Source organism: Acidovorax sp. M14 (assembly GCF_049331375.1).
Lineage (GTDB): Bacteria > Pseudomonadota > Gammaproteobacteria > Burkholderiales > Burkholderiaceae_C > Acidovorax.
Window position 1 is genome coordinate 1,183,379 of record NZ_CP186263.1, and the last position, 15,799, is coordinate 1,199,177.

A 15,799-nucleotide genomic window follows, 5' to 3' on the forward strand; every position below is an offset into this window, starting at 1 on the left:
CGCTGAGCCGCCCAGAGGGACGCCGCAGCCACTCTGGGCGCTCCTTTTGAGCCAAATTGGCTGCAAGCGCTAGTGTTTCATGCGTTGGCAGCTATCTTTTTTGTAGTGTTGCTACATGCCCAGGGACTTGAGTAGCGCATCCGTGTCGTCCTGGCCGGCGGGCGGTGGGGCGGGGACGGGCGGCGCCTCCTGCGACTGGGCCATCAGTGCGTCCGGGTCGGGCGCCTCCTGCGCTTCAAAGTCGTAGAGCTTGATGAACTCGGTGCGGTCGATGGCGAGTTCGAGGTAGAAGATGTTGTTGTTGCTGGTGTAGAAGGTCACGCGCCGCGCCTCGGGCTTGTCGAGGTTGGCGTCCACCGACAGCTGCACCTGCTTGTTCAGCACCAGCATCTTGGGCTGGTTCTGCGTAATGTGGGTCTGCAGCTCGCGCCGCACCTTGCCGGTGAAGTCGCCCACCACCTGGTTCATCAGCTCGCCCATCACGTTGCTGACCTCGTCGGAGGTGTACGAACTGACCAGGTCATCCTTGGACATGCCCATGTTCAGCAGGTAGTTGGCGTACAGCTCCATCGCCGCCTGGCCTGAGAAATTGATGATCACCAGCCCCGAGAAGCCGCCGTCAAACAGCACAAAGCAGCCAATGTCGGGTTTCAGGCAGGTCTTGCTGATGCGCTGCACCATGCCGGAATAGTGGATCTGGCTGTGGGTAGCCACGCCCAGTACGCGGGTGACGGAGTTGCACAGGCTGATCAAAAGGTCTTCGGTGCCGTAAACGGGGGATTTTTCGGGGGTGCTCATGGTGGGGGTAGCGGAAAACAACTTGGTGCACAGCATAGGCGATGATGCCGCCGTAAACCAGAGTGCAGGCCCTGCCGTGGTGCCGATCCCCCCGTGGTATCCCGGTCATTGACTTTCGACGGGGCTCGGATATCGTGCTTTTCATCCAAATAAGAGAGGGGGCCCGATGGGCAATGTCTATTTCTATGGCCTGACCGACTTCCAGGCCATCGCCACCGGGGCAGCCGTGCTGGCCAGTGGCGGCGGCGGCAGTTACCACGATGCCTGCGCCATCGTGCAGCAACTGGCGGACCAGGGTTACTCCGGCACGGTGCAGGTGCAGGACTACGACGGCGCCACCAACGCCTGTGTGCTGGCCATCATGGGCTCGCCCGACGCGGCCGACAACCTCACCCTCACGGCGGTGCAGAACTCCATCAGTAACACCGTGGCCGTGATGCAGGCGTACACCGGCATGCAGCCGGGCGCCTTCATCCCGGTGGAGATCGGGCCCATCAATTCGCTGGTGCCGCTGATCGGCGCGGCCATGTCGGGCGGCAGCATCTGGGTGGTCAATGGCGACGGCGCGGGCCGCGCGGTGCCCGAGCTGCCCCAGACCACCTTCACCGCCCCCACCGGGCCCGCGCCCAGCCCTGCCGTGCTGGCCAGCGATGCGTCCACGCTCGTGGCGGCGGAGTATGCGGTGCTGGGCTCTGCCACGGCGTCGGGCATCGAGTCGCTGGCGGGCGGGGTAGTGGGCGGTTTTGGCGGGTACTCGGGCATTGCGATGTGGCCCTCCAATGCGGGCAACCAGTTCGCGTTGTCGGGCAGCTACATCCCGGGCACGCTGGAGCAGGCCCGGCAGCTGGGCCTGCAGCTCTTGCAGGCGGTCACGCCACTCAGCACCCAGGCCGTGGCGGCGGGCATCCAGAACCTCACCGGCCGTGCGGTGCGCGCCGTGGTCACCAACTTTTTCATGACCTCGGTCACCCAGTCCACCTCCAGCGCGTCGCTGGACTCGGGCATCATCCGGCTGGACAATGCGCCAGACCCGGCCCAGAGCACCGAGACGCATTACCTCTACAACCTCAACGAGAACCTGATCATGTATTCGGCGGCGAGCACCACGCCCGACATCATCGCGCCCGACTCGATCTGCTACTACTCCGAGAGCACAGGGCGCGGGTTCTCCAACGCCAGCGACGACCTGGCCCAGTATTTCGATGCCAAAACGGGCCGCAGCACCGGCAACCAGGTGAGCGTGATTGCGGTGCAGACGGCGCCCCAGCTCTACAACACCCCCGGTGTGGTGGCCTCCTTTGCGGCGCTGCTGCGCAATATCGGTTACGCGGGCGGCATGCCCCCCGCCTGATTCCTGAAGCCCGCGCCGACGCACGAGAGAAACGGAACGCTGTGAAAAAAGGTGGTCATGGCCATGGGTGAGGCGGACCTGAACAAGGAGCGGCTGGAGCTGGCCCTGGAGGCCGCCGGGCTCGACCTGTGGGAGAACGACCTCATCACCGGCCACGTCACGCGCAAGGCGACCAAGACGTTTGAAGAGCTGGGGTTCACCGAAGACGAAATCGTCTCGGGCGTGCAGGACATCTATGGTCTGTTCCACCCCGACGACATCGACACCGTGCGCCGGGCCGTGGCCGACCACCTGACGGGCGTCACGCCCCAATACCGGTGCGAGTTCAGGCTGCGCTCCAAGAGCGGTGAGTGGATCTGGTTTGCCAACTACGGCCGCATCATGGACGGCCACAGCGAGACCCCTGGCAAGCGCTTGATCGGCGTCACGTTCAACATCCACGACCGCAAGTGCCGCGAGACCGAAATCGCCCAGATCAACCAGCAGCTCACCGAGCAGAACCGTCTGCTGCAGCAGCTCAACGCCACGCTGGAGCGGCTGGCCGCCAACGACTCGCTCACGGGCCTGTCCAATCGCCGCACGCTCATGGAGCTGGGCGCCAAGGAGGCCAAACGCACCGAACGCTTCGGCCACCCGATGTCCTTGTTGGTGGCGGACATCGACCTGTTCAAGTCCGTCAACGACATGTACGGCCACCTGGCCGGCGACCGTGTGATCTGCGCCGTGGCCCAGGTGTGCGCGGCGCGCAAGCGCAGCGGTGTGGACATCGTTGCGCGGTTTGGGGGCGAGGAGTTCGTCATCGTGCTGCCCGAGACTGATGGCCCCAGCGCATTGCAGGTGGCGGAGTCCCTGCGCCGCGAGGTCGAGACCCTGCTGGTGTGCGTGGGCGACGAGGGGCAGGAGGTGGCTGTCACCGTGAGCATTGGCGTGGCCACGCTGCACCAGGGCTCGGGCATGAGTTTTGAAGAGCTCGTCAACCGCGCCGACCAGGCCCTCTACCAAGCCAAGGGTACAGGGCGCAATGCCGTGTACTGCGCCGACATGCCACCTGCTGAAGGGGGCGTGGTCGAGCAGGTTCCGCTCGACCTGGGAGGGGGGGGCTATCAGCCCTGAGGCCCGCGCGCAGCCTGGTGGATCGCCGCCCGGATGCGCGGGTAGGTGCCGCAGCGGCAGGCATTGCCCGACATGGCGGCGTCGATGTCGGCATCGGTGGGCTGCGGGGTTTTCTTCAATAGCGCGCAGGCAGACATCAGCTGCCCGCTCTGGCAGTAGCCGCACTGCGCCACATCCACCGCGGTCCATGCGGTGCGCAGTGCAGTGGCTTCGGGGCCCTGCAGGCCTTCGATGGTGGTGACCTGGGCGCTGCCCACGGCCGACAGGGGCGTGATGCATGCGCGCACCGGCTCGCCGTTCAGGTGCACCGTGCAGGCGCCACACAGCGCCATGCCGCAGCCAAACTTGGTGCCGTTCATCTGCAGCTCGCCGCGCAGCACCCACAGCAGGGGCGTGTCGGGTTCGGCGTTGACGGCGACGGATTGGCCGTTGAGGTTCAGGGTCGTGGTCATGGGGGCTCCGGTGCGTCGGGTCAGCTGAGCTTGAGCGGCAGCGCGCGCAGGCGCTGGCCGGTCAGGGCAAACAAGGCATTGGCCACGGCGGGGGCGATGGGCGGCACGCCGGGCTCACCCACGCCCTCGGGGGGCTCGGCGCTGGCCATGATGTGGGTCTCCACGCGGGGGCAGTCGGACATGCGCAGCAGGGGGTAGTCGTGCAGGTTGCTCTGCTGCACCTGGCCGTCTTTGATGGTCACTTCGCCCCACAGCGCCGCCGTGAGGCCATAGACCACGGCGCTTTCCATCTGCTGGGCAATGAGGTTGGGGTTGATGGCCGCGCCGCAGTCGATCACGCACACCACGCGGTGCACGCGGATGGCCTTGTCGGCACCCACCGACACCTCGGCCACCTGCGCCACGATGGAGCCGAACGACTGGTGCAGCGCCACGCCGCGCGCCCGTTGCACGCCCGACGCATCGGGCGGCAAGGGCTGGCCCCAGCCCGCCAGCTCGGCCGCCTTTTGCAGGACCTTCAGGTGGCGCGGGTGTTTTTGCAGCAGCGCGGCGCGGAAGGTCACCGGGTCCTTCTTGGCGGCGTGGGCTGCTTCGTCCACAAAACTCTCTTTGAAGAACGCCTGGTGCGAATGCCCCACCGAGCGCCAGAAGCCCACGGGCAGCGGCAGGTCGATGATCTCGTGGGCAATGCGTGCGTGGGGCCACTCGTAGGGCTGGTCGAACGCGCCTTCGGACGTGGTCTTGTCCGGCCCCGCGCCCGGCAGGCCAAAGGTGCGGGCCAGCACCTGCGGCACGATGGCCTGACCGGCCGACACGTTGTGCCAGGCCACCAGCTGGCCCTGTGCGTCCAGCCCGGCCTTGAACCGCGCCACGCAGGCGGGGCGGTAGAAGTCGTGCTGCATGTCCTGCTCGCGGGACCACAGCGTCTGCACCGGCGCACCGCCCGCAGTCTTGGCAATGGCGGCGGCCTGGGCCACGTAGTCCACCTCCAGCCGCCGGCCAAAGCCGCCGCCCAGCAGCAGCTGGTGCACGGTCACCTTGTCTTCGTCGATGCCCAGGGCCTTGGCGGCCGCCATGCGCGCCAGGCCCGGCACCTGGGTGGATGTCCACACGCTGGCCGCGCCGTCCTTGAACTGCACGGTGCAGTTGATGGGTTCCATGGTGGCGTGGGCCAGGTAAGGCGCGCGGTAGTCGGCCGTGAGGGTGGTCGCTGCGCCTTGCAGGGCCTTGTCCACATCGCCCACGCTGTGGTAGCCAAAGCCCTGGGCCTGGTCCAGCGCCTGGGTCAGCTGGGTCATGACGGCGGCGCTCGACAGCGTGGCGGCGGGGCCGTGGTCCCACTGCACGGTGACCGCGGCGGCGGCCTTCTTGGCATGCCAGGGCGTGTCGGCAATCACAGCCACGCCGCCGGTGCCGCCGTGGTACGGCGCGACGGCCAGCACCTGCTTCACCCCAGGCATCTTTTGCGCGGCTGCGCCATCGAACTGGGCCACCTTGCCGCCCCGCGTGGGGCACATCACCACGCTGGCGTGCAGCAGGCCGGGCGGGTGGGCGTCGATGCCAAACACCGCACTGCCGTCGAGCTTGGAGGGCGCCTCGATGCGGGTGAGCGGTTTGCCGATCAGCTTGAATTCAGCGGGCTCCTTGAGCGTGACCTTGCCCGGTGGCGGCTGCTGCGCCGCCAGTGCTGCCAGCTCGCCAAACGTGGCGCGCTGGCCTGCTGCATGTTCCACCACGCCGGCGTTGGCCTTGCATTCGGCGGCCTGCACCTTCCACTGCACGGCGGCTGCATTGATGAGCATGGCGCGGGCGTGCGCACCGGCCTCGCGCATGGGGCGCCACAGGTCCTTGATGCTGCTGGAGCCACCCGTCATCATCACGCCCACCTCGCGCATGGTTTTGGCCGTCAGCCAGCCTGCCACGGCCTTGATGGAGCCGTCGTTGTCGGGGTGGAACGGCAGGCCGTCCACCACCGTGGCCAGGTTGTTGTAGATGTCGTCGATGGGCGCCATCTCCAGCCGCACCTGGGCCCAGTCGGCATCCAGCTCCTCGGCCAGGATGGCGGCCAGGCCGGTGTGCGCGCCCTGGCCCATTTCGGACTTGGCCATCATCACCGTCACCGTGTTGTCGGCCGCTACCTTGAGCCAGCCATTGAGTGCCACCTGGCCCGTGGCCTGAGGCAGGGGCTGAGCGGTGTGCAGCCGCTGGCGCGGGGGCACCACGCCCCAGCCGATGACCAGCGCGCCCGCCGTTGCGGCGCCGCCGAGGAGCACTGTGCGTCGTTTCACCATGGGTTGTCCTTGCCGTTGCGGAGGACCTGCGGGTGCGTCCAGCCGTTGGGCTGCCATCCTATCGCCGTGCGCGGGTGGACGCTGTACGCCCATGTCGGCTACGCGACGCAGCGCGGCAGGCGGATGGGGCGCAGGCCGATACGGGCGAAGGCGAAAAAAAGCCCTGCCGGGTACGCCGGGCAGGGCGGTGCGGTGCCTGTGGTCTGGGGCCAGTGGGCTGCGAGCCGCTGCAGGGCCGGGCCGTCAGACCGCCTTGCAGTCGGCGAGCACGGGCGCTTCGGGCGCTTGGGCAGCGGGCTGCCGGTCCAGCCAGGCGATGTACGCCGTGAGCGCCAGCGCACTCAGCGTGACAGCAGCCGCCACCAGCGGAATGGCCTGCAGCGACCATCCGGCCGTGATGACCGCGCCCCCCAGCCAGGCCCCGATGGCATTGCCCAGGTTGAATGCACCGATGTTGAGCGTGGACGCAAGGCTGGGTGCGTCGCCCGCCTGCGACACCACGCGCGCCTGCAGCGGCGTACCCGCTGCGAACGACACCATGCCCCACACCACCACGGTGAGGATGGCGGGCCACAGCCACGCGCTGGTGAACGAAAACGCCGCCAGCACCCCCGCCAGCACGGCGAAGATGCCCATCAGTGAGGGCAGCAGCTTCCAGTCCGCCAGGCGGCCGCCCAGCAGGTTGCCAATGGTCAGGCCCACGCCGCACAGCAGCAGCACGCCGCTCACGTTCTGGGGCGATACGCCGGTCACGTCGCGCAGGATGGGCGTGATGTAGGTGAACAGCGTGAACATGCTGGTGGAGGCCAGCACGCTCACCGCCAGCGCCAGCCACACCTGGCGGATGCGCAGCACGCGGAACTCGCCCAGCGCGCTGCCGCTGCTCTGGTGGCGCAGGTGCGGCACCCAGCGCACCACGGCCGCCACGGCCAGCACCCCAATCGCCACCACTGCCCAGAAGGTGGAGCGCCAGCCCAGGTGCTGGCCCAACAACGTGCCCAGCGGCACGCCCAGCACGTTGGCCAGCGTGAGCCCGGTGAACATCAGCGCCATGGCCTGGGCGCGCTTGTGCGGCGCCACCACGCTGGCCGCCACCACGGCACCAATGCCAAAAAACGCCGCGTGGCAGAACGAGGTGACCACACGCGCCACCATCAGCCACGCATAACTGGGCGCCAACGCGCAGCCCACATTGCCGATGATGAACAGCACCATCAGCCAGGTCAGCGTGGTCTTGCGCGGCCAGCGCGCGGTGGCCACCGCCAGCAGCGGCCCACCCACGGCCACGCCCAGGGCGTAGGCCGACACCAGCATGCCGGCGGCGGGGATGGAGACGGACAGGTCACCCGCCACTTCGGGCAGCAGCCCCAGGATCGCGAATTCGGTGGTGCCAATGCCAAAAGCGGCAATGGCCAGGGCCAGCAAAGGGAGGTTCATGGAGCGCAGCGGGGCAGAAGTGCGGCAACCGGGCCCATGGAGGCCTGGCGCGCGAAGATTAGGGAAAACCCGCAGATTTTACGAAGACTCCCCAACCTTCGCTGGTCAAGGTTTTTGGATGAAATAGGCCGATGGCGCTGGTGATATATGCGCTAAAAGCTATCTTTTTGATAGTGAATGCAGCGCCGTCTCCGGTTGACCTGTTGCACTTACCGCGGGCCGTGAGAGGCCGCGCAACGGCCCCGGGGGGCGCGGTGCCGCAGCGGTGCGTGTACGCCACCCGGCGTATTTCGCCAACGGGCCCCGCTCTCCAGAATCCATTCCATCGCCCGATCGAATGCGGCTCCACACCGGGGCCCGCCGGGCGAAGCGGTTTGATTGATTCCCTGATTGAAACCACCACCGGAGAAGCACACATGCAACGTCGTTATTCCCTCAAGGCCCTCGCGGCCGTCGCTACGCTCGCTGGCCTGTCTGCGCTGCCAGCCCACGCCCAGGACACGATCAAGGTCGGCATCCTGCACAGCCTGTCGGGCACCATGGCCATCTCTGAGACCGTGCTGAAAGACACCGTGCTCATGGCGATCGACGAGATCAATGCCAAGGGCGGCGTGCTGGGCAAGAAGCTCGAACCCGTGGTGGTGGACCCCGCCTCCAACTGGCCGCTGTTTGCCGAAAAGACCAAGCAGCTGCTGGGCCAGGACAAGGTCTCGGTCATCTTCGGCTGCTGGACCAGCGTGTCGCGCAAGTCGGTGCTGCCTGTCGTGGAAGAAATGAACGGCCTGTTGTTCTACCCCGTGCAGTACGAAGGTGAAGAACTGTCCAAGAACGTGTTCTACACCGGCGCCGCGCCCAACCAGCAGGCCATCCCTGCGGTGGACTACCTGATGAGCAAGGACGGCGGCGGTGCCAAGCGCTGGGTGCTGCTGGGCACCGACTATGTGTACCCCCGCACCACCAACAAGATCCTGCGCGCCTACCTCAAGAGCAAGGGCGTGAAGGATTCGGACATCGATGAAAAGTACACCCCCTTCGGCCACTCTGACTACCAGACCATCGTGGCCGACATCAAGAAGTTCAGCCAGGGCGGCAAGACGGCCGTGGTCTCCACCATCAATGGCGACTCCAACGTGCCCTTCTACAAGGAACTGGGCAACGCGGGCCTGAAGGCCAAGGATGTGCCGGTGGTGGCCTTCTCGGTGGGTGAAGAAGAACTGCGCGGCGTGGACACCAAGCCGCTGGTGGGCCACCTGGCCGCCTGGAACTACTTCCAGTCCATCAAGAGCCCAGAGAACACCGCCTTCATCAAGAAGTGGAGCGACTACGCCAAGGCCAAGGGCATTGCCGGCCACAAGGACAAGCCGCTCACCAACGACCCGATGGAAGCCACCTACATCGGCATCAACATGTGGAAGCAAGCGGTTGAAAAGGCCAAGAGCACCGATGTGGACAAGGTGATCGCCGCCATGGCCGGCCAGACCTTCAAGGCACCAAGCGGCATCGTGAGCAAGATGGACGAGAAGAACCACCACCTGCACAAGAGCGTGTTCATCGGTGAGATCAAGGCCGACGGCCAGTTCAACGTGGTGTGGAAGACCCCCGGCCCCGTGAAGGCCAAGCCATGGTCGCCTTACATCGAAGGCAACGACAAGAAGAAGGACGAGCCCGAGAAGAAGTAAGCACTCTCGCAGTGCCCAAGAAAGGAGGGCGCGTGCCCTCCTTTTTCTTTGTGTGATCTGCCCGCAAACCCTGCGGGCCCATTGGATGCTTCTATGTTGCGATGTTTACTGGCCTTGTGGGCCAGCCTGCTGTTGATGGCTGGTAGCGCCTACGCACTCACTGCCGAGCAGGCCCTGGCCATGGCCGCTGGCGACACCGACGACCGCGTGGCCGCCGTGCAGCAGGCCGTGGTCGACCCCAGCGAGCGCACCGCTGCCTTTTTGCAGGCACTGGCCGATGATGCGGTGAAGGTGGCCGGTGGCAAGGCCCTGATCGTGCGGGACGACAAGGGCATCGACCCCGTCACCGGCGCCGAGGTGCCACTGCCTGCCGATGCCGAAGACATCATCAACAACAACCGCATGCGCGGCGAGATCGACACGGCCCTGGCGGGCCTGGCGCTGTTTGGCAAGGACGAAGCCCAGCGCATGGCCGCCGCCAAGGCACTGACCAAAGAGCCTGACGCAGGCCGCCTGCCGCTGCTCGATAAAGCCCTGGCCCAGGAAACCAGCGACAAGATCAAGGCCCAACTGCAGCTGGCGCGCGCTGCCACCTTGCTCGGCAGCGACGATGCATCGCAGCGCATCGCTGCCGCGCAGGCCCTGTCGGCCAGCGCCACACCCGACACGCGCCTGCTGCTGAACGAGCGCGTGGCGGTGGAGGAAGACGCCAAGGTCAAGGCTGCCCTGCAGGCCGCGCTGCGCACCCTGGACGACCAACTGGCCTGGGGCGAGCGCCTGGGCGCTGCGTTTTCGGGCATCAGCCTGGGCTCCATCCTGCTGCTGGTGGCCTTGGGCCTGGCCATCACCTACGGCCTGATGGGCGTGATTAACATGGCCCACGGCGAGCTGATGATGATCGGCGCCTACGCCACCTACGTGGTGCAGGGCGTGTTCCAGAAGTTCTTTCCAAGCGCTTTCGACTGGTATCTGGTGGCTGCGGTGCCGCTGGCCTTTCTCACATCGGCCCTCGTGGGTGCTGTGCTGGAGCGTGGCGTGCTGCGCTTTCTGTACGGCCGCCCGCTGGAGACACTGCTGGCCACCTGGGGCATCAGCCTGGTGCTGATGCAGCTGGTGCGCAGCCTGTTTGGCGCGCAGAACGTGGGCGTGGAAAACCCCGCGTGGATGAGCGGTGGTGTGCAGGTGCTCTCCAACCTCACGCTGCCCTACAACCGCCTTGTCATCATCGGTTTTGCCATCGCCGTGCTGCTGGGCATGGGCTACCTGATTGGCCGCACGCGCCTGGGGCTGTTCGTGCGAGGCGTGACGCAAAACCGCCCCATTGCCTCTTGCATGGGCGTGAACACCGCACGCATCGACACCATGGCCTTTGCGCTGGGCTCCGGCATCGCAGGCCTGGCTGGTTGCGCGCTGAGCCAGGTGGGCAATGTCGGGCCGGACCTGGGCCAGAGCTACATCGTCGATGCCTTCATGGTGGTGGTGCTGGGCGGCGTGGGCCAGCTGGCGGGCACGGTGTATGCCGCGCTGGGCCTGGGCATCCTCAACAAGTTCCTTGAAGGCTGGGCGGGCGCAGTGCTGGCCAAGATTGCGGTGCTGGTGTTCATCATCATCTTCATCCAGAAGCGGCCCCAAGGCATCTTCGCGGTCAAAGGGCGTACGGCCGACTGAAGCACCAGAGACGAAAGATCATGACTACGCCAACCTCTCCCAACATCCAACTGCCCGCACCCGCGCCGCTGCTCACGCGCGGCGGCTGGTCGGCCTTCATCGTGGCGCTCATCGTGGTGTGCGCCGTCGCCCCCGTGCTCAACCTGTGGGTGCCCGCCGGCAGCGTTTTCCACCTCAGCGACTACGCCGTAGCGCTGCTCGGCAAGATCATGTGCTACGCCATCTGTGCGCTGGCCATGGACCTGATCTGGGGCTACACCGGCATCCTGAGCCTGGGCCATGGTTTGTTCTTTGCGCTGGGCGGCTACGTGATGGGCATGTATCTCATGCGCCAGATCGGCCGCGACGGGAACTACAAGAGCGACCTGCCGGACTTCATGGTGTTCCTTGACTGGAAGGAGCTGCCCTGGCACTGGGCGCTGTCTGATAGCTTCATCGCCACGCTGATCCTCATCGTGGCCGTGCCGGGCGTGATTGCGTTTGTTTTCGGCTACTTCGCCTTCCGCTCGCGCATCAAGGGGGTGTACTTTTCCATCATCACGCAGGCCATGACCTATGCGGCCATGCTGCTGTTCTTCCGTAACGAGACTGGCTTTGGCGGCAACAACGGGTTCACCGACTTCAAGCGCATCCTGGGTATGCCCATTGCCACGCAGAACATGCGCATGACGCTGTTCGTGCTGACGGGCGTCACGCTGCTGGGCTTCTTTTTGCTGGCCCGCTGGCTGGTGCGCAGCAAGTTCGGCCGCGTGCTGCAGGCCGTGCGCGATGCAGAGAGCCGCGTGATGTTCTCGGGCTACTCGCCGCTGCCCTACAAGCTCACCATCTGGACCATCAGCGCCATGATGTGTGGCGTGGCGGGCGCGCTGTATGTGCCCCAGGTCGGCATCATCAACCCCGGCGAAATGAGTGCTGCCAACTCCATCGAGATCGCCGTGTGGGCGGCCGTGGGCGGCCGCGCCACGCTCCTCGGGCCCATTGTGGGCGCGTTCATCGTCAACGGCGCCAAGAGCTGGCTCACGGTGACGGCGCCTGAGTTCTGGCTGTACTTTCTGGGCGCACTGTTCATTGCCGTGACGCTGTTCCTGCCCGATGGCGTGGTGGGCCTGGTCAAGAAGCTCAAAGCAAAAATGACAACCACGAAGGGAGCTGCGCAATGACGCCCGATCTGATGGAAGAAGGCGCGCGGCGGTTGCAAAAGACGCTGGCGCCCGCTGTGCTGGGCCAGACCGAGTCGGGCGGCCGCGCGGCAGGCTTCTCACGCGTGGCGGTGCCGGGCGAGGTGGACGTGACCCATGGCCGCATCCTGTACCTGGAAGACGTGCACGTGAGCTTTGACGGCTTCAAGGCCATCAACGGCCTGAGCCTGGACATCGCCCCGGGCGAGCTGCGCTGCATCATCGGCCCCAATGGCGCAGGCAAGACGACGATGATGGACATCATCACCGGCAAGACGCGGCCTGACAAAGGCACGGTGTTCTTCGGCTCCACTATTGACCTGCTGCGCCACAACGAGCCCGAGATTGCCAGCCTGGGAATCGGCCGCAAGTTCCAGAAGCCCACGGTGTTCGAGCAGCTCAGCGTGTTTGAGAACCTGGAGCTGGCGCTCAAGACCCACAAGGGCGTGAAGTCCAGCATGTTCTTTCGGCTCGACTCCGCGCAGTCGGATCGCCTGGCCGAGATCTTGCACACCATCCACCTGGCCGACAGCGTCACGCGCCAGTCGGGCAACCTGAGCCACGGGCAAAAGCAGTGGCTGGAGATTGGCATGCTGCTGATGCAGGACCCCAAGCTGCTGCTGCTGGACGAACCCGTAGCGGGCATGACGGACGAAGAAACCGCGCGCACGGCTGAGCTGTTCCTCACGCTCAAGGGCAAACACTCGCTCATGGTGGTGGAGCACGATATGGGCTTCATCCGCACCATCTCCGAAAAAGTGACGGTGCTGTGCGATGGCTCGGTGCTGGCAGAAGGCACGCTCGACCAGGTGCAGGCCGACGAGCGCGTGATCGAGGTGTACCTCGGCCGGTGAAGGAAATCACTATCAAAAACATAGCTGCCAGCGCATATGGAACTAGCGCTAGCGGCCCAAAACATTTCAAGTCACCATGCTCACCGTCCAGAACATCAACCAGTACTATGGCGGCTCCCACATCCTGCGTGACGTGAGCCTCACCGCCACCCCGGGCAAGGTCACCGTGCTGCTCGGCCGCAACGGCGTGGGCAAGACGACGCTGCTCAAAAGCCTGATGGGCCTGGTGCCTATCAAGAGCGGCAGCATCAGCTTTGACGGAAAGCCCATCGACAAGGCCACGCCCTACGACCGGGCGCGCGCCGGCATCGGCTTTGTGCCCCAAGGCCGCGAAATCTTCGGCCGCCTCACCGTGGAAGAAAACCTGCGCATGGGCCTGGCCTACAAAAGCGGCTCCACCCCCGTGCCGCCGCATCTGTACGAGCTGTTCCCCGTACTCAAGCAAATGCTCAAGCGCCGGGGCGGTGACCTGTCGGGCGGCCAACAGCAGCAGCTCGCCATCGCCCGCGCCTTGGCCCCCGGCCCGCGTTTGCTGATCCTGGACGAGCCCACCGAAGGCATCCAGCCCAGCATCATCAAAGACATCGGCCGCGTGATTCGCATGCTGGCGGACCAGGGCGAGATGGCCATCCTGCTGTGCGAGCAGTACTACGACTTTGCGCAGGAGCTGGCCGACGAGTACCTGGTGATGGAGCGCGGCGAAGTCATCGCGCGCGGGCCGGGATCGGAGATGGAAGCCAAGGGCATTCGGAACCTCGTGGCGATCTGAAGGCTCAGAGGCGTTGCGCTGCAGCGGTAGCAAGGGCCGGACTGCGCCAGCGCGACACGCTCTCCATGATCAGCACCGTGCACACCATCCACGTGCAACCCAGCAGCCAGCCCGCCAGCACGTCGCTGGCGTAGTGCACGTGCAGCACCACGCGGCTCCAGCCGGTGGTGAAGATCAGCGCACCGGCCAGCATCGCCGCAGGCAGGTGCCATGCACGCGGCAAGAGCCGCGTGGCCAGGTAGGCCAGCATGGCGTAGGCCACCATCGATGCACTGCTGTGCCCGCTGGGAAAGCTGTAGCCGCTGGCCTCGGCAATGCCGTGCGTGTGCTCGGGCCGCACGCGCTCGAACAGGTTCTTCAGCACCTTGGTCAGCGCGCCGTTGCCCGCCATGGCCACCAGCCAGCCGGTGGCCAGCAGGCGGTGCCGGCGCAGCCATAGCGCGGCAGCCACGCCCAGCGCCAGGGCGGTCAGCACCCAGGTGTCGCCCAGGTGGGTGAGGGTGGCAAACCATTGCAGTACGGCGGCCGGTGCCTGTGCTTGCAGGCTGGCGGCCAGTGCGTCGTCCAGCGCGCCCCAGTACCCTTGGGCGCTCCCGCTTTCGGCCAGCTCTGCCAGGGTGGCACCCGCCAGCACCAGCGTACAGGCCGAAGCCGCCATGGCCGCCACCAGCACCCAGCGGGCCTGGGGCGGAAACACGCGGCCCAGCGGCGTGCCCACATGCTGCCGCAGGCTGCGCAAGCCCGTCAACGCAGCGCTGCCCAGCAGGGCAAAAGCCACTGCGCCAGCCATCCACCAGCCCAAGGGGTGCTGCGCCAGCAGGGCTCCTATGTCGTTGGAAGCCAGGGCGCTGGAGGTTGTGGTCATGGAGATCACGCGTCCTTTCTCTTTTGGGGCACCCGCAACGTGCAGGGGCTCAGTGACAGAAGCCGGGGTTGTACTGAAGTTCCCAGCATCCCGCCGTGTGGTGGGTGTATTTGGCCTGTGAACCTGCCCACAGCGCGGTTGTCGGCGCTGGCTGACAGGCGCAAGGGGTGGTTACCGGCTGCGCCGCGCGTGATGGCTTGTCACCATGGAGTGCCCTGCAGTCCGTACGGGCTTGCCGATGGTGGGGTGGGCCTGTGGGCCTGCCCGGCCGCTGCGATTTGTTCTGCGCGCTGTGGGGTTGCTCTTGTTTGTTGCAGAGTTTTCGCATGACACCTTCGGAACACACCCTTCCCCCCCAGCCCCGTGGCCCCATCCACCTGGTGGTGCCTCGGCGGCCCGGTGCCGACCTGGGCCTGCTGCGCGCCAAGCTGGAGGGCGTGCCCGCCTTGCAGACGCACGATGTGGTCTGGCATGTGCCCGACCGCCGTGCAGACATCGTGCAGCTGGCCGAGCGTGCTGCCCAGGCCGCGCAGGATGACGGCGGGCTGTTGGTGGCCGCCGGGGGCGACGGCACCATCAACGCCGTGGCGTCGGCCGCGCTGCGCGCCGGGGTACCGCTGGGGGTGGTGCCCATGGGCACCTTCAACTATTTCAGCCGCGAGCACGGTCTGGCGCTGGAACCGGAAACCGCCGTGCAGGACCTGCTGCAGGCCCTGCATGCAGGGGACCTGCGGCCGGTGCAGGTGGGGTTTGTGAACCGGCGCATGTTTGTGGTCAACGCCAGCGTGGGCCTGTACCCCAAGATGCTGGCCGACCGTGAGATGGCATCGCGCCGCTTTGGCCGCAAGCGCTGGGTGGCCGTGGCAGCGGCGGTGTGGAGCCTGCTCCGCCCCGCGTCGGGCCGCCGCTGGCGCGTGGTGATGAAGACGCACCAGGGCGCCGAGGCGCAGCAGGAAGAGCACCTGGTCACTACCCTGTTCGTGGGCAACAACCCCTTGCAGCTGGACCGCATGGGCCTGCCGCAGGCGCAGAAGGTGGCCGATGGTGGGCACTTGGCCGTGGTCATGCTCAAGCCGCAAGGGCGCTGGGCCATCGCCCGCACGGTGTGGAATGCGGCCACCGGCCAGCTCGACAAGGACAACGCGGTGGTCAGCATGGCTTGTTCGGAGCTGTCGGTGGCTCCCGCCAGCTGGCGGCCCCCCCAGGTCAAGGTGGCGTTTGACGGCGAGCGGGAATGGATGGCGCCACCCCTGCATTTCCGCATCAGTGCGCGGCCACTGTGGCTGGTGGCACCGAGTCAACTTGCGCGTGACGGTGCATCGCAGACCCCCCCGCCTGAAGAAG

The 15,799-nt window shown here is 66.3% G+C and carries 13 protein-coding genes and 1 pseudogene; 8 read left to right on the forward strand and 6 right to left on the reverse strand.

Annotation, left to right across the window (positions count from 1 at the left end; translation table 11 throughout):
- Positions 1–111 precede the first annotated feature (111 nt).
- Positions 112–798, reverse strand: a complete 687-nt coding sequence (locus ACOYR4_RS05585; protein ID WP_056062049.1) for a DUF3334 family protein — start codon at positions 796–798, stop codon at positions 112–114.
- Positions 799–964: 166 nt separating this feature from the next.
- Here ACOYR4_RS05585 and ACOYR4_RS05590 point away from each other — a divergent pair, with 166 nt between their 5' ends.
- Both ACOYR4_RS05590 and ACOYR4_RS05595 read left to right on the forward strand, forming a co-directional pair.
- On the forward strand, positions 965–2,149 hold the full coding sequence (locus ACOYR4_RS05590) for a DUF917 family protein (RefSeq protein WP_422848895.1): 1,185 nt from the start codon (positions 965–967) through the stop codon (positions 2,147–2,149).
- 57 nt (positions 2,150–2,206) lie between these two features.
- Complete coding sequence (locus tag ACOYR4_RS05595; protein ID WP_422848896.1) at positions 2,207–3,262, forward strand: sensor domain-containing diguanylate cyclase; 1,056 nt, start codon at positions 2,207–2,209, stop codon at positions 3,260–3,262.
- Here the strand turns inward: ACOYR4_RS05595 and ACOYR4_RS05600 are convergent.
- The 3 genes from ACOYR4_RS05600 to ACOYR4_RS05610 all read right to left on the reverse strand — a co-directional run bounded on the left by ACOYR4_RS05600 (position 3,253) and on the right by ACOYR4_RS05610 (position 7,442).
- Positions 3,253–3,714, reverse strand: a complete 462-nt coding sequence (locus tag ACOYR4_RS05600) for a (2Fe-2S)-binding protein (protein ID WP_209817426.1) — start codon at positions 3,712–3,714, stop codon at positions 3,253–3,255. The two genes, ACOYR4_RS05595 and ACOYR4_RS05600, sit on opposite strands and share 10 nt — an antisense overlap.
- Before the next feature lie 20 nt (positions 3,715–3,734).
- Entirely contained in the window at positions 3,735–6,005 is a 2,271-nt protein-coding gene (locus tag ACOYR4_RS05605) for a molybdopterin cofactor-binding domain-containing protein (protein ID WP_422848897.1), read from the reverse strand.
- A 243-nt stretch (positions 6,006–6,248) separates the two neighbouring features.
- Positions 6,249–7,442 carry an MFS transporter gene (locus ACOYR4_RS05610; RefSeq protein ID WP_422848898.1) on the reverse strand — a complete coding sequence of 398 codons (1,194 nt, stop codon included), beginning with the start codon at positions 7,440–7,442 and terminating at the stop codon, positions 6,249–6,251.
- 416 nt (positions 7,443–7,858) lie between these two features.
- Between ACOYR4_RS05610 and urtA the strand changes: the two genes are divergently transcribed.
- The 5 genes from urtA to urtE all read left to right on the forward strand — a co-directional run bounded on the left by urtA (position 7,859) and on the right by urtE (position 13,590).
- Positions 7,859–9,121: an urea ABC transporter substrate-binding protein gene (gene urtA, locus ACOYR4_RS05615; RefSeq protein ID WP_060984130.1), complete on the forward strand. Its 1,263-nt coding sequence runs from the start codon at positions 7,859–7,861 to the stop codon at positions 9,119–9,121.
- A gap of 93 nt (positions 9,122–9,214) precedes the next feature.
- Positions 9,215–10,789 (forward strand): urea ABC transporter permease subunit UrtB, encoded by a 1,575-nt coding sequence (gene urtB / locus ACOYR4_RS05620; RefSeq protein WP_422848899.1) that lies wholly within the window; start codon positions 9,215–9,217, stop codon positions 10,787–10,789.
- A gap of 20 nt (positions 10,790–10,809) precedes the next feature.
- The gene (gene urtC / locus ACOYR4_RS05625; protein WP_422848900.1) at positions 10,810–11,949 is read left to right on the forward strand and encodes an urea ABC transporter permease subunit UrtC; all 1,140 of its coding nucleotides are present in this window, start codon (positions 10,810–10,812) and stop codon (positions 11,947–11,949) included.
- Complete coding sequence (urtD, locus tag ACOYR4_RS05630; protein WP_015012821.1) at positions 11,946–12,821, forward strand: urea ABC transporter ATP-binding protein UrtD; 876 nt, start codon at positions 11,946–11,948, stop codon at positions 12,819–12,821. Before urtC ends, urtD begins: the two co-directional genes overlap by 4 nt.
- A gap of 76 nt (positions 12,822–12,897) precedes the next feature.
- Positions 12,898–13,590: an urea ABC transporter ATP-binding subunit UrtE gene (gene urtE, locus ACOYR4_RS05635; RefSeq protein WP_108626704.1), complete on the forward strand. Its 693-nt coding sequence runs from the start codon at positions 12,898–12,900 to the stop codon at positions 13,588–13,590.
- A 4-nt stretch (positions 13,591–13,594) separates the two neighbouring features.
- Here the strand turns inward: urtE and ACOYR4_RS05640 are convergent, their stop codons facing one another.
- Entirely contained in the window at positions 13,595–14,455 is an 861-nt protein-coding gene (locus ACOYR4_RS05640) for a phosphatase PAP2 family protein (RefSeq protein WP_422848901.1), read from the reverse strand.
- Positions 14,456–14,781: 326 nt separating this feature from the next.
- Here ACOYR4_RS05640 and ACOYR4_RS05645 point away from each other — a divergent pair.
- Positions 14,782–15,138: pseudogene (locus tag ACOYR4_RS05645) on the forward strand (diacylglycerol/lipid kinase family protein); the annotation flags it as partial.
- On the opposite strand, the gene ACOYR4_RS05650 reads toward ACOYR4_RS05645, so the two are convergent.
- Positions 15,102–15,719, reverse strand: a complete 618-nt coding sequence (locus ACOYR4_RS05650) for a hypothetical protein (RefSeq protein ID WP_422849625.1) — start codon at positions 15,717–15,719, stop codon at positions 15,102–15,104. The pseudogene ACOYR4_RS05645 and the gene ACOYR4_RS05650 sit on opposite strands and share 37 nt — an antisense overlap.
- Between the last annotated feature and the right edge of the window lie 80 nt (positions 15,720–15,799).

Excerpts from the sequence above, each read along its gene's own strand:
- ACOYR4_RS05610 (WP_422848898.1), bottom strand. The coding sequence starts at position 7,442 with ATGAACCTCCCTTTGCTGGCCCTGGCCATTGCCGCTTTTGGCATTGGC.
- ACOYR4_RS05640 (WP_422848901.1), bottom strand. The coding sequence starts at position 14,455 with ATGACCACAACCTCCAGCGCCCTGGCTTCCAACGACATAGGAGCCCTG.
- urtC (WP_422848900.1), top strand. The coding sequence starts at position 10,810 with ATGACTACGCCAACCTCTCCCAACATCCAACTGCCCGCACCCGCGCCG.
- urtB (WP_422848899.1), top strand. The coding sequence starts at position 9,215 with ATGTTGCGATGTTTACTGGCCTTGTGGGCCAGCCTGCTGTTGATGGCT.
- ACOYR4_RS05650 (WP_422849625.1), bottom strand. The coding sequence starts at position 15,719 with ATGCGGAAATGCAGGGGTGGCGCCATCCATTCCCGCTCGCCGTCAAAC.
- ACOYR4_RS05585 (WP_056062049.1), bottom strand. The coding sequence starts at position 798 with ATGAGCACCCCCGAAAAATCCCCCGTTTACGGCACCGAAGACCTTTTG.
- ACOYR4_RS05590 (WP_422848895.1), top strand. The coding sequence starts at position 965 with ATGGGCAATGTCTATTTCTATGGCCTGACCGACTTCCAGGCCATCGCC.
- urtD (WP_015012821.1), top strand. The coding sequence starts at position 11,946 with ATGACGCCCGATCTGATGGAAGAAGGCGCGCGGCGGTTGCAAAAGACG.
- ACOYR4_RS05595 (WP_422848896.1), top strand. The coding sequence starts at position 2,207 with ATGGCCATGGGTGAGGCGGACCTGAACAAGGAGCGGCTGGAGCTGGCC.
- urtA (WP_060984130.1), top strand. The coding sequence starts at position 7,859 with ATGCAACGTCGTTATTCCCTCAAGGCCCTCGCGGCCGTCGCTACGCTC.
- ACOYR4_RS05605 (WP_422848897.1), bottom strand. The coding sequence starts at position 6,005 with ATGGTGAAACGACGCACAGTGCTCCTCGGCGGCGCCGCAACGGCGGGC.
- ACOYR4_RS05600 (WP_209817426.1), bottom strand. The coding sequence starts at position 3,714 with ATGACCACGACCCTGAACCTCAACGGCCAATCCGTCGCCGTCAACGCC.
- urtE (WP_108626704.1), top strand. The coding sequence starts at position 12,898 with ATGCTCACCGTCCAGAACATCAACCAGTACTATGGCGGCTCCCACATC.